General features: G+C 51.3%; 10 protein-coding genes and 1 pseudogene. 2 read left to right on the forward strand and 9 right to left on the reverse strand.

What is annotated here, in order from left to right; translation table 11 throughout:
- Position 1: 1 nt before the first annotated feature.
- A complete protein-coding gene (locus tag KNV97_RS02125) occupies positions 2-931 on the reverse strand; it encodes a TAXI family TRAP transporter solute-binding subunit (protein WP_136485530.1) in 930 nt (309 codons plus the stop codon).
- 489 nt (positions 932-1,420) lie between these two features.
- Positions 1,421-2,425, reverse strand: a complete 1,005-nt coding sequence (locus KNV97_RS02130) for a sugar-binding transcriptional regulator (protein WP_218562005.1) — start codon at positions 2,423-2,425, stop codon at positions 1,421-1,423.
- A 466-nt stretch (positions 2,426-2,891) separates the two neighbouring features.
- On the opposite strand from KNV97_RS02130, the pseudogene tal reads away from it, so the two are divergent.
- Positions 2,892-3,843 (forward strand): annotated as a pseudogene (tal, locus tag KNV97_RS02135) (transaldolase).
- An 86-nt stretch (positions 3,844-3,929) separates the two neighbouring features.
- Positions 3,930-5,924 carry a transketolase gene (tkt, locus tag KNV97_RS02140; RefSeq protein WP_218562006.1) on the forward strand — a complete coding sequence of 665 codons (1,995 nt, stop codon included), beginning with the start codon at positions 3,930-3,932 and terminating at the stop codon, positions 5,922-5,924.
- 142 nt (positions 5,925-6,066) lie between these two features.
- On the opposite strand, the gene KNV97_RS02145 is transcribed toward tkt, so the two are convergent.
- The 7 genes from KNV97_RS02145 to KNV97_RS02175 form a co-directional block, all read right to left on the reverse strand.
- Positions 6,067-7,083 (reverse strand): nickel/cobalt transporter, encoded by a 1,017-nt coding sequence (locus KNV97_RS02145; protein ID WP_218562007.1) that lies wholly within the window; start codon positions 7,081-7,083, stop codon positions 6,067-6,069.
- 117 nt (positions 7,084-7,200) lie between these two features.
- Positions 7,201-7,932, reverse strand: a complete 732-nt coding sequence (locus KNV97_RS02150) for a DUF1007 family protein (protein WP_256611802.1) — start codon at positions 7,930-7,932, stop codon at positions 7,201-7,203.
- 83 nt (positions 7,933-8,015) lie between these two features.
- Positions 8,016-8,894, reverse strand: coding sequence for a metal ABC transporter solute-binding protein, Zn/Mn family (locus KNV97_RS02155; protein WP_218562008.1), 879 nt, complete (start codon positions 8,892-8,894; stop codon positions 8,016-8,018).
- A 10-nt stretch (positions 8,895-8,904) separates the two neighbouring features.
- The gene (locus tag KNV97_RS02160) at positions 8,905-9,771 is read right to left on the reverse strand and encodes a metal ABC transporter permease (RefSeq protein WP_218562009.1); all 867 of its coding nucleotides are present in this window, start codon (positions 9,769-9,771) and stop codon (positions 8,905-8,907) included.
- Positions 9,752-10,480, reverse strand: a complete 729-nt coding sequence (locus KNV97_RS02165; RefSeq protein WP_218562010.1) for a metal ABC transporter ATP-binding protein — start codon at positions 10,478-10,480, stop codon at positions 9,752-9,754. Before KNV97_RS02165 ends, KNV97_RS02160 begins: the two co-directional genes overlap by 20 nt.
- Positions 10,477-10,662, reverse strand: a complete 186-nt coding sequence (locus KNV97_RS02170; RefSeq protein WP_218562011.1) for a hypothetical protein — start codon at positions 10,660-10,662, stop codon at positions 10,477-10,479. Before KNV97_RS02170 ends, KNV97_RS02165 begins: the two co-directional genes overlap by 4 nt.
- 234 nt (positions 10,663-10,896) lie before the next feature.
- Positions 10,897-12,456: a methyl-accepting chemotaxis protein gene (locus tag KNV97_RS02175; RefSeq protein ID WP_218562012.1), complete on the reverse strand. Its 1,560-nt coding sequence runs from the start codon at positions 12,454-12,456 to the stop codon at positions 10,897-10,899.
- Positions 12,457-12,525 lie beyond the last annotated feature (69 nt).

A 12,525-nucleotide genomic window follows, 5' to 3' on the forward strand; every position in this document is an offset into this window, starting at 1 on the left:
TTTACTTCTGTTGTTCCTGCAGAAATTTCATTGCGCCAGGGTGCAGAGGAACACCATCCAGCTTCGTCATGTTTTCAATGGTGGTGAACTTAGTCACACCCAGCACCTGACGAATCTCATCGATGTGGTCAAATGCCGCTTTGGTCATCTGATACGCCATGTCTTCGCTCAGGTTTTTGTTCACAACCAGTACGTTCCATACCGCAGGCACTTTAAACGCAGGAACCTTGTTGTAAGCCTCTGCCGGCACATCCAGTTCCAGGTAAGAAGGATACGCAGCGGCAATCTTGGCCAGCTCTTCTTCGCTGAAGCTCAGGACACGAATATCACGCGTCAGCGCCAGTTCAGTAATCGCACCAACACCCACGCTGCCGACGATTACACCAGCATCGATCTGGTTGTTAGCAATCGCACTGGTGGTCGCAGTGTAGTTTAGAGACTGAGGCTTGATGTCATCTTCTGACACGCCCAGGGTATTAAGAATATTAACTGCACTGACACGGGTACCTGAGCCAGGCGCACCCAGGGAAACGCGTTTGCCTTTCAGGTCAGCAACCGAATGAATGTCCGATTTGGCCGGTACAATGAACTGTACCGCGTTGGGATAAAGCGCAAACAGAACCGCAACGTCCATCTTACGCGGGAAAGGTTTCGTTCCTTCAAAGGCTTGCAGTACAACGTTACCCTGTGCAATACCGGCTAACTGCTTGTTGGTTGAAACCTTAATCGTGTTTTCGACAGAAGCCGCTGTCACTTCCGCACGCATGTTGAAATCAGGCAGGTTTTCACTCCAGATTTTTGCCAGCATGCCGCCCAGCGGGTAATAAGTACCACTCTGACTACCGGTGCCTATGGTGTAGTTTTCAGCCATGCTTGAAGCAGAAAAAACAACAGCCAACGCCAGTAGCCCATTCCTTAGTGCCTGGTACATAAAAGCTCCTTATTATATTAACGGTATTATTATTCCATTATGTTATGAAATGTATGGTGTGAAATAGCAAATGTGAGTTAGGTGAAATGAGAGTTGGATACGTAATTTACGCAAACTCTTAATCTTGGTTGATTCGTTTTCCTTAACTCCACTCAGTCGCTAATCTGTGGCAGAAACGTCATGCTAAACACGAAGATCCCGGACTGAATCTACACCAATAACGATGAGATTTTTCAGTCTCCCTTTCCTGGAGAACTGCAATTTCGCGCTCATATTTATACAAAATGACCGAATTTTCAATCTTTTAAGCGCATGTTTGCATCTTGCCCCTGCAACATTCAGGTCGGAGCGATAAAGGATAGGTTCGGGTTTACACCCATAAAATCAAGCAATTAGAATGTAGAATACTGTTCTATATATCAATAAATGGTGTGCCATTTTCGCCGCTACAAAACTGGCACAACGGCTGTCACTTCACCGTCCGGTCAGTCAAAGCTGCGACTTTGTATCCAGACCGAACATTTGTTCATCGAGGTTTAATACGGTCAGCGCGTTACTGACACTGGTGGCGACCACATCCACCGCGCCGGTGCGCAGCGCGCCCAGCAGTGCCAGCGGTTTACTGTTTTCTGCCGCAATCGCGATCACCTCAGCGATACGCCGAAACTCTTCAATCCCCAAACCGATAATCCGGTCACTCATCACGGTGTCGGCGATTTGACCATGCACGTTAAAAAAATCATAGCCGGCAAAGTCCCCGACCACCCCCTGCTGCAAGCGCGACTGCACCACTTCATCGGGAGTAAACCAGCCCAAATCGACCATATAGCTGTTTTCACTCATATCACCGATCCCAACCAGTGCAATATCCGCTTTACGCGCCAGATCCAGGGTCTGTTTCACCGTTTCATTTTGCATAAACGCCAGTTTCTGGGCGCGGTTTTCCGCATAAGCCGGAGCATAGAGGGTTTCTGAGGTACCACCGTATTTCTTCGCCATCTGGCGACAAATATGGTCGGCATTGAACATACCGCCGCGCGGGTGAATACCACCAATACTGCAGACAAACTTACAATCGCGTGGCGTGATCACGCCGATATGATGGGCGACCGCCGACACGTTACGCCCCTGACCGATACTGACCACCATACCATTTTTCAAAGTACTGTTGAGATAACTCGATACCAGTCCAGATACCTGCTGACGCTGTAACTCTTCTGTGGGCTGATCCAGCGCGACCAGGGCACGTTTAACGCCAAAGCGTTCTATCAGGCGCTGCTCAATTTTGGCGCTGAATACCGGGTGATACTTCACGGTGATCTCAACAATGCCCTCATCGCGCGCCTGTTTCAGCATCCGCCCTACCTTGGCACGTGAAATCGAAAATTTTCTCGAAATCTCTTCCTGAGTCGCACCGTCCTGATAATACGCGACGGCGACTTCGGTCAATAAATCACTGCTTTCAGACGAAATATCCTGGCTGGAACTGCTCATACCCGCTTACCCTATTGTATAACCTTGATGATGTATGTGGTCATAATGCCGCTGTGGCGCAGCATCTGCTCATGGGTATAGCATATGTCAGGACACATTAGACATGCAACATTTGCTCACTATGGTTACATTTTCTCACCCTGAGGCGTGCGCTCTTTTTCATCACTCCAGGGCCGCTGCCGATCAGGCAAACGTTTCTTTTCTGGCTTGATCCAGCGCTGTGTAAAATAACTCGTCAAAACCCCTCACAATAGCCAAATCCCGATTGATTATTTAGACCGGATACGTTAAATATGGGTACATCATTTACTCAACGAACGAGCAAATGTTCATTGCAGTTGCTCGGTCGCTGGAAAACATTGAGTTAGTCATAAGAAGTGACGTCAGAACGTGGCGCTGCGCTTAGCTAACCCGCTTGCACCTGCCAGTTTTTGCTGGCTAGCCGAAAAGAAATAGGATGATCGAAATGAGCAACAAATTAGAGCAACTACGTAAACTAACGACTGTTGTCGCGGACACAGGTGAAATTGACGCAATCAAAAAGTACCAGCCTGAAGATGCAACAACCAACCCTTCTCTAATTCTTAAAGCCGCTCAAATTGCAGAATATGCACCTCTGATTGATCAAGCGATCGAATACGCAAAATCACAAACCAGCGACAAAGCAGAGCAAGTACAAGAAGCTTGTGACATGCTGGCAGTGAACATCGGTAAAGAGATCCTGAAAACTATCCCTGGCCGTATCTCTACAGAAGTGGACGCACGTCTGTCTTACGACACTGAAGGCAGCATCGAGAAAGCACGTAAACTGATCAAAATGTACAACGATGCAGGCATCAGCAACGACCGCATCCTGATCAAACTGGCTTCTACCTGGGAAGGTATCCGTGCTGCGGAAGTACTGGAAAAAGAAGGCATCAACTGTAACCTGACCCTGCTGTTCTCATTTGCTCAGGCTCGTGCTTGTGCAGAAGCTGGCGTATTCCTGACTCTCTCCATTCGTAGGCCGTATCATGGACTGGTACAAAGCGAAAGAAGGTCGTGATTTCGAAGCTCAGGAAGATCCGGGCGTACTGTCTGTATCTAACATCTACAACTACTACAAACAGCACGGTTACAACACGGTTGTGATGGGCGCAAGCTTCCGTAACATCGGCGAGATCCTGGAACTGGCTGGCTGTGACCGCCTAACTATCTCTCCACAGCTGCTGGCTGATCTGGAAGCGGCTGAAGGTGTGGTTGAAGAGAAACTGGTTGCGACCACTGAACTGCAAGAGCGTCCGGCAGCCATGAACCACTCCGAGTTCCTGTGGGAGCACAACCTGGACCCAATGGCGGTAGAAAAACTGGCTGAAGGTATCCGTAACTTCGCTGTAGACCAGGGCAAACTGGAAGCGATGATCGAAGCTAAGCTTTAATCAGCCAAACTGAATCCCATTAGGGGAAGCGCCCGCTTCCCCTAATCATTTCTGACTTTAAAATCCTAACGATTACGGAATCTATTATGAACCGCAAACAACTGGCTAACGCAATCCGCGCGCTGAGCATGGATGGTGTACAACAGGCTAACTCTGGTCACCCAGGCGCCCCGATGGGGATGGCTGACATCGCTGAAGTGCTGTGGCGCAGTCACCTGAACCACAACCCGCAAAACCCGAACTGGGCTGACCGTGACCGCTTCGTGCTGTCCAATGGCCACGGCTCTATGCTGATCTACTCTCTGCTGCACCTGAGTGGCTACGAGCTGTCAATCGACGACCTGAAAAACTTCCGTCAGCTGCACTCGAAAACCCCGGGTCACCCTGAATACGGTTACGCACCAGGCATCGAGACCACCACAGGTCCGCTGGGTCAGGGTATCACTAACGCCGTGGGTATGGCGATTGCGGAAAAAGCGCTGGCCGCGCAGTTCAATAAAGAAGGTCACGACATCGTTGACCACTTTACTTATGCATTCCTGGGCGACGGCTGTCTGATGGAAGGCATCTCGCACGAAGCATGTTCTCTGGCCGGGACGCTCGGTCTGGGCAAACTGATTGCCTTCTGGGATGACAACGGCATCTCTATCGACGGTCACGTTGAAGGCTGGTTCTCTGACGATACGCCAAAACGTTTCGAAGCATACGGCTGGCACGTTATCCCGGCAGTAGACGGTCACGATCCAGAAGCGATTAATGCCGCTATCGAAGCCGCACAGGCAGAAACCGGTCGTCCGACCCTGATCTGTACCAAGACCATCATCGGTTTTGGTTCACCAAACAAAGCGGGCTCACACGACTGTCACGGCGCTCCGCTGGGCGCAGACGAAATCAAAGCTGCGCGTGAATTCCTCGGTTGGGAATACGGCGCGTTTGAAATCCCGGCCGATATCTACGCCGAGTGGGATGCCAAAGAAGCCGGTGCAGCCAAAGAAGCCGCCTGGAATGAAAAATTTGCAGCCTACGCTGAGGCTTACCCGGCCGAAGCGGCGGAATACCAGCGCCGCATGGCCGGTGATCTGCCGGCTGACTGGGAACAAGTGACCAGCGCAGTGATTGCTGATCTGCAAGCCAATCCGGCCAACATCGCGTCACGTAAAGCGTCCCAAAACGCGCTGGAAGCGTTCGGTAAGATCCTGCCTGAATTCATGGGCGGCTCAGCCGACCTGGCTCCGTCTAACCTGACCATGTGGTCTGGCTCTAAGTCGCTGACTCACGAAGATTTCGCCGGAAACTACATCCACTATGGTGTACGTGAATTCGGTATGACCGCCATCATCAACGGTATTGCCCTGCACGGTGGTTTCGTGCCTTACGGCGCGACTTTCCTGATGTTCATGGAATACGCACGTAACGCGATGCGTATGGCGGCGCTGATGAAGATTCAGAACATCCAGGTCTACACTCACGACTCCATCGGTCTGGGTGAAGATGGCCCGACTCACCAACCGGTCGAGCAGATCGCGTCACTGCGTCTGACACCAAACATGAGCACGTGGCGCCCATGTGACCAGGTCGAATCTGCGGTCGCGTGGAAACTGGCTATCGAGCGTAAAGATGCGCCATCGGCGCTGATCTTCTCGCGTCAGAACCTGGCTCAGCAAGCGCGCAGCGCGCAGCAAGTGGCGGACATCGCCAAAGGCGGTTATATCCTGCAAGATTGTGCCGGCAAACCTGAGCTGATCCTGATCGCGACCGGTTCTGAAGTGGAACTGACCGTACAAGCCGCCGCACAACTGACCGCAGCCGGTAAACAGGTTCGTGTGGTATCTATGCCATCGACTGACACCTTCGACAAGCAAGATGCGGCTTACCGTGAAGCGGTACTGCCAGCTGATGTGACTGCACGTATTGCTGTTGAAGCGGGCATCGCTGACTTCTGGTACAAGTACGTCGGCTTTGGCGGTCGTATCATCGGTATGACCACCTTTGGTGAATCAGCACCGGCGGGCGAACTGTTCAAGATGTTCGGCTTCACGGCTGAAAACGTAGTCAACACTGCGAACGAACTGCTGGCATAAGCCTGGTTTGATCCTGTCTTAGGATGGGACAAGCAAATGAAAACCAAGGCCCTGCTCACTGAGCAGGGCCTTTTTAGTTTATGACGCTCACTCTTCGCGCAACGTTACTTTACGACAAATCACGTTTACGCAAGGTCACTTGCTACAAAAAAAGCGGCGATACACCGTACCCCGGCATTTCGATCAGCAGTAGTCCCATTGCCAGCAGCAATAAGCCCGCGATACTTTTCAGCATCGTCATCACTACCCTGCTCTTTCCCGGGTCTATCCGACTGTAAAATTGCACCACACTGCGTCCTGTCACCGTTAAAAACGCGATCACTGAGGTGGTCAGCGCCGTTCCCAAAGACATCACAAAACTGCCCGCGACACCAACCCAATACAGATTGGCGAGATGAGCAAAAAACAGAACCAGAATCGCACCAGAGCACGGACGTAATCCGATACTGATGATAATCGCTGCGTATTCACGCCAGCCATTTGCCCGGTTGAGCTCCTCTGCATCCGCACCATGTTTGTGTCCGCAGCCACAGTCGTGATGGTGGTCATTATGATGATGATCGTCGTGATGAGGGTAATCGTGGTGATGGCTCTCCTGATGAACACGCGGCGACCGAGAGCCGAGCAACGATGTCAATGCTGCCAGCAACAGATAGACGCCAAGCGCCACCACAAACACGCCACTCAGCTCGATAAAATCGGATACAGTCGCATTCAGCTGATGCATGGTCTGATGCAGCACAAACAAAAACACACTGACCAATAGTACTGCAACCAAGCCCTGTAACAGCGCCGCGGCAATCGTGATATAGATTCCGGTACGCAGCTTAGTGGCATGAGTCGCCAGATAGGTGCTGACCACCACTTTACCGTGTCCGGGACCAAGCGCATGTAACACGCCGTACAATAGGCAGACGGCGAGAATCATCGCCTTGGCGTGCAGACCCGGCAAATAGAACTGCTCACTCAGATAGTCGAGGGACGCCTTTTGCCAATGCAGGCTCTGTACCAGGATTTGTGGCCAAAAATGCCACAGTAATACGCCCAGGGCTAGCAACACACCCAGCACCAGCGCACCGTTCAGCCATGGATTGAGTCTGGAGTTTACTTTCTCTGCCCCCTGCGCTGTGGACGTTCGCTTGGTTTGTTCAAACGACATGAGATATTTCTCCCTTACTTTTGTAATCATAAGCTTTTCTGGACCATAAGCTTTCCTTACCATAAAAAGTACCGGCTGGTTTTTGACTAACCTTGTTATTGCCAGCTCAGGCTTGTATTAACTCTGGGCCTTACAGCTCAGTTCGAGTGTCTGGGTAAAAAGTTGACCGAGTTTATTGTCAGGATCAGCATCCATCGGTAGCGACATGGCGTAGCTTATTTGAGCTGAAGTCGGATTCGGCTCGACCAGCTTCTGCTGACAATGATCCTGTAACCTCGGGGCGAAGCTGATGTCATGGCTGTCTTTCCATGACATATCAACGTAGTAAGTCGGGTCAAAAATTTTCAGGGTGAGTTTGTGCCCGTTGAGAGGATAAGGCTTGGCCAGTGGCAAGCTAAAACTCAACGTGGCTTTACCTTTCGCAGTGCTCAGCTGGCCGGTATCAACCGATTGATAACGAATCGGCGTCTGATTATCGTAGAAATAGGTAAAGTAGTGCTGCGATAACATGTTCGTCATCACAGATGCCGCCAGTTTGTGCAGCGTTTTTTCCTGCTGCGCCGGAGACATATCCTCGCCGTCAAACAAGTAGGCGGTGGTCATGGCATCAAAGGTCCATTCCATTTTCAGCCCGGTAATGGCCTGGTCACTGCCTAATATCCGGGTTTTGATATCAATCCATGAATGGGGATGCGCACGGCAAGGGAGTGCAATCAGCAAGGTCAACAAACCGGACACCAGCAGCCGCTTATTGCCAACGGCGCCGGGTAACGTTTTGCACACAGACAGAAAATACATAGCTTCGCCCGTCATCAGAGAGCTGGCAGTATCACTAAACATACCAGACATAGAACATATCAGGCAGAGACCTTATCGGATCTCTGCCCGGTAATGATATTTACGCAAACACAGTCGGAAACATGCGCTCAGACTTACTTCATGCTGTCGGCCATTACTGTCACGTTGTGTTTGAATGCCTCCAGATAAGTATCAGCGTCACCGCCTTTAGCCGTTAACGCTTCCGGATAGAGTTCACCGCCCGCTTTCGCTCCGGTTGCAGCTGCAATCTGTTTAACCAGACGTGGATCCGTTTGATTTTCAATAAAGTAAGCGTGAATGTGCTGTGATTTAATCTGACTGATCAGTTCGGCCACCTGCTTCGCACTGGCTTCCGACTCCGTAGAAAAGCCCTGCGGTGACAGGAAGGTCACGCCATACTCGGCACCAAAATAGCCGAATGCGTCGTGACTGGTCAACACTTTACGTCCCTCTTCAGACACGGATGCAAAACGGGCTTTAGCCCAATGATCCAGCTTGGTCAGTTGTTCGATATAATCACTGCCGCGCTGTTCAAAATAGTCGGCATCCTGCGGGTCAGCCGCTTTAAGCGCATCCGTCACATTACGCGCGTAGATAGCACCGTTCGCCGCGCTGTTCCAGGCATGCGGGTCTGTGACCACCTCGCCGTCTTCCTGCATGGTCCGGCTCTGAACCCCATCAGATGCCACAATGACCGGCCCCTTGTATCCCGACGCGGTCACCAGACGATCCATCCAGCCTTCCAGACCCAGTCCGCTCATAAACACCACATCGGCCTGATTGAGTTTTACGCTGTCTTGCGGGCTCGGAACAAAGGTATGCGGATCACCATCCGGCCCCACCAGAGCTGTCACGGTGACATGATCGCCGCCCACTTGTTTTACAATATCAGCCAGCACAGAAAAACTTGCCACGGTATCCACCGTTTTTGCCATTGCGGAACTGCTCAGTGCCAATAGCAGAGAACAACCGGCTGCTTGCCAAACTTTCATCTATTACTCCTTAATTTGAATACACCATCGATTTTGATCGGGTAAAAATGCCTTTCTGAGAGCCAAAAAGAACGGAAAAAAGAAACACCGCGGTCGCCGTCAGCACAATGGCCGGTCCGGCCGGAATCGACTGATACCAGGACCAGGCCAGTCCGATGACTGAACTGAGCATTCCGAGCAGTACCGCGACTAACAGCATCACGCCCAGTCTGTTGGTCCAACAGCGAGCGGCGATGGCTGGTAACATCATCAGACCTACCGTCATCAGGGTGCCCAACACCTGAAAACCGGCGACCAGATTGAGCACCACCAGCGCCATAAACAGACCGTGCATCAGCAACGAAAAGGAGCGCGAATGCATGGTAAAGAAGCTTGCATTGAACGATTCGAACACGATGCCGCGATACAGCAGGGCAATAACCAGCAAAGTAAAACTGCTAATAGCGCCGATAAACATCAGTGAATCCGCATCAACCGCAAGCAGGGAGCCAAACAGTAAGTGCAACAAGTCGACACCGTTACTGCGCAGTGATACCAAGGTAACGCCCAGCGCAAGGGAGCCAAGATAAAGGCCGGCAAATGCAGAATCTTCCTGCAAACGGGTCATTTTGCTGATCCAGCCTGATGCCATCGCCACCACCAAACCGGCAATAAATCCGCCCAGCCCCATCGCAAGCAGCGACATTCCCGACAGCAGGTAACCCACAGCGACACCGGGCAATACCGCATGAGACAAGGCATCGCCGACCAGACTCATGCGGCGCAACAGCAAAAACACGCCGAGCGGAGCCAGGCTGAGTGATAACGCCAGGCAGGCCACCAGAGAGCGGCGCATAAATCCGTACTGGATGAAGGCATCAATGATGTGTGTGCTCATACAAGCTCTCCTGATGAAACAGAGGAATGACCACACCGTCAGAACCGTATCTTTGCTCTGTCAATAATTCACTAGTCGCTCCCCATCTGACCTGATCCGGCATCATCAGCAGCAGTTGAGGGAAATAGCGTCGCACCAGAGTGACATCATGCAGCACCGCTATCACTGTTTTGCCCTTTTGATTTAACGCCAACATAAGCTGCAGCAATATCTGTTGTGTAGCCTGATCGATACCGGCAAAAGGTTCATCCATCATCATCACATCTGCATCCTGAACCAACATGCGCGCAAACAACATGCGCTGAAACTGACCGCCGGACAGTTCACCTATCGTACGTGCAGCCAGATCACCAATCCCAACGTCAGTCAAAGCCCGTTCAATTCGGATGTGGTTATCTTGCCCCAGTGCTTGCCCAATGCCTTGCTTGGGCCAGCATCCCATGGCGACCACCTCATACACACTGATGGGGAAATCACTATCCATTTCGGCACGCTGAGGCAGCCAGGCCACTTGCGGAACTGCAGCACAGACATCCAACCGGCCTGAAACCGGCGATTGCAAACCACATAAGGTTTTGACCAGCGTCGACTTACCAGCTCCGTTCGGCCCCATAATGGCGGTCAGGGATCCCGACTTAAACCGGCCACTGACTGGCAGCGTCACGGCTTGCCCGCGATAACCCACCACCAACTGATCCAGTGTCATCATGGCAGCAGTACCGCCCAGTAAATCGATAACCAGAGTGCCGTCAGCACAATGCCAGCCAAACCGATGCGCACTTGGGCCGACAGCAATAACAAACGCCTTCCTTGCAGCGCTGGTTGACTTTGTGAAACCGACAAGAGCGCTTTAACAGGAGTTCGCGCTATCTCTCCAACCACAGACTTCATAACGATAATTCCGTAACAACCCTAACAACTATTAATGTTATAACATAACAAATTATCACTTAGAAACAGTTTTTTACATTTCGAGTCACATCAGACCTATGGCGTATTGATCATGAAAATTTAAGGAAATAAGAAAAACAGAGGGAATCTTGAGGGAATATAAGACAAACAGAGGGAATCTTGAGGGAATATAAGACAAAAATGGCCGCATCATGCGGCCATTTCCTGATTGGGTTATTTTTCTTCGAATCGCTTAGCGAGCTGGCCAAAATCATCCACTCGCTCATTCATCTGCTGGCTGAACTCTTCAACCGTATTGGTTGCGGCCAGATTTTGCGTTGCCATTGAGGCGATTGAATGAATATGCTGATTGACCTCGCTGGTCAGTTCACGCTGCGCCGTAGCTGAGTGAGCCATATCGCTGATGATACTCTGCATTTGTGCCAGTTGCTGCTCAACTTCCTGCAGGCGATGACCGCTCTCTTCTGCCACGGCACCGCACGCCTGAGTCTGTTTCTGACTCTCGACAATCTCTTTTTGCCATGACTCAATCGTATTCAGCATGGTATCAATGCTGGACTGAATATGCTGAGTCGCCTTTTGGGTACGACCAGACAAAGCACGCACTTCATCGGCAACCACAGCAAAGCCACGCCCCTGCTCCCCGGCACGCGCCGCTTCAATCGCAGCATTCAGTGCCAACAGGTTAGTCTGTTCAGCGATGCCACCGATTTCTTCCATCAACTGACCCACTTTCTGCGCCTGCTCATTGAGCTCATAGGTCGTGCCGGTTGCCCGCTCAGCCTGATCACTGAGCACCACCAGATTATTGTGCGTTTGCTCTATGCTTTGCTTGGTATGCAGGCAACTGGCCGATGCCTTTTCAATTAACTCATGAGCAGTTTGGGTATTACCGGATACCGCATCTGCCGCAGCTTCGACCGCGTCTGTAGCCTGCACCACACTGCGAATATCGGCGTTCTGCTGTTTCAGCGCCTGCACCACTTCCGCCGTATTAGCACTTAAATTTTCAGACACGTCGCGCAGCGGGTGCGCTGAGTCAACCATACGCCCCAGCACCGTACGGATTCGGGCTGAAGCCATTTTCAGATGATAGTCCACCACCGAAAACGCACTGTTACCCGAGTAAATCAGACGGCTGATACTGTCATACTGTGATTGCAAACGATGGATCTGCTTGGGTGTATCAATCAACTCCTGACGGAACAATAGACCCAGGGCCGCAGCCGGCAATAAACTGGCCAACAGCTGCATATTACTGCTCTGCGCCAGGAAATAGGCAGCCGCAGGCGCCGCCAGTGACCCGAGGAGGATAGCATAACGCACCGAAGCGGAAATCTTGAGAGAGAAGCTGCGGCCGGACTGTTCAGCGCTGCGCAGTGCTTTATACGCTTTCGCGGCAATATCCACCCATTGACGCTGCGCCTGGACACGCACCGACTGGAAGCCACACACTTTACCATCTTCGTAAATGGGGGTGACATAAGCGTCGACCCAGTAATGCCCGTTCGTTTTGGTGCGGTTTTTAACTATCCCGCGCCAGGCATTACCCTGCTTAAGATGCTGCCACATATCGGCAAACGCCGCTTTCGGCATATCGTTATGGCGCACGATATTGTGGTTTTGTCCCAGGAGTTCATGCTCCTCGAACCCGGCGATACGACAAAAAGTATCATTGCAGTATGTAATGACACCTTTAAGATCTGTGGTTGAAACCAACTGATCCTGTTCCCCTACCGGAACTTCATTTTGAGACGATTGAATAGCTGACATGGCGTTAATAATTCTTATACATTGTAGACGCCTTATATACACAATTTTAAGGCGGTTTTCAAAACATCA

The organism is Vibrio ostreae (genome assembly GCF_019226825.1).
Classification (GTDB): Bacteria; Pseudomonadota; Gammaproteobacteria; order Enterobacterales; family Vibrionaceae; genus Vibrio; species Vibrio ostreae.

What these genes read in the sequence shown, in the direction of transcription:
- KNV97_RS02125 (WP_136485530.1), bottom strand. Translation starts at nt 931, where the DNA reads ATGTACCAGGCACTAAGGAATGGGCTACTGGCGTTGGCTGTTGTTTTT.
- KNV97_RS02130 (WP_218562005.1), bottom strand. Translation starts at nt 2,425, where the DNA reads ATGAGCAGTTCCAGCCAGGATATTTCGTCTGAAAGCAGTGATTTATTG.
- tkt (WP_218562006.1), top strand. Translation starts at nt 3,930, where the DNA reads ATGAACCGCAAACAACTGGCTAACGCAATCCGCGCGCTGAGCATGGAT.
- KNV97_RS02145 (WP_218562007.1), bottom strand. Translation starts at nt 7,083, where the DNA reads ATGTCGTTTGAACAAACCAAGCGAACGTCCACAGCGCAGGGGGCAGAG.
- KNV97_RS02150 (WP_256611802.1), bottom strand. Translation starts at nt 7,932, where the DNA reads ATGTCTGGTATGTTTAGTGATACTGCCAGCTCTCTGATGACGGGCGAA.
- KNV97_RS02155 (WP_218562008.1), bottom strand. Translation starts at nt 8,894, where the DNA reads ATGAAAGTTTGGCAAGCAGCCGGTTGTTCTCTGCTATTGGCACTGAGC.
- KNV97_RS02160 (WP_218562009.1), bottom strand. Translation starts at nt 9,771, where the DNA reads ATGAGCACACACATCATTGATGCCTTCATCCAGTACGGATTTATGCGC.
- KNV97_RS02165 (WP_218562010.1), bottom strand. Translation starts at nt 10,480, where the DNA reads ATGATGACACTGGATCAGTTGGTGGTGGGTTATCGCGGGCAAGCCGTG.
- KNV97_RS02170 (WP_218562011.1), bottom strand. Translation starts at nt 10,662, where the DNA reads ATGAAGTCTGTGGTTGGAGAGATAGCGCGAACTCCTGTTAAAGCGCTC.
- KNV97_RS02175 (WP_218562012.1), bottom strand. Translation starts at nt 12,456, where the DNA reads ATGTCAGCTATTCAATCGTCTCAAAATGAAGTTCCGGTAGGGGAACAG.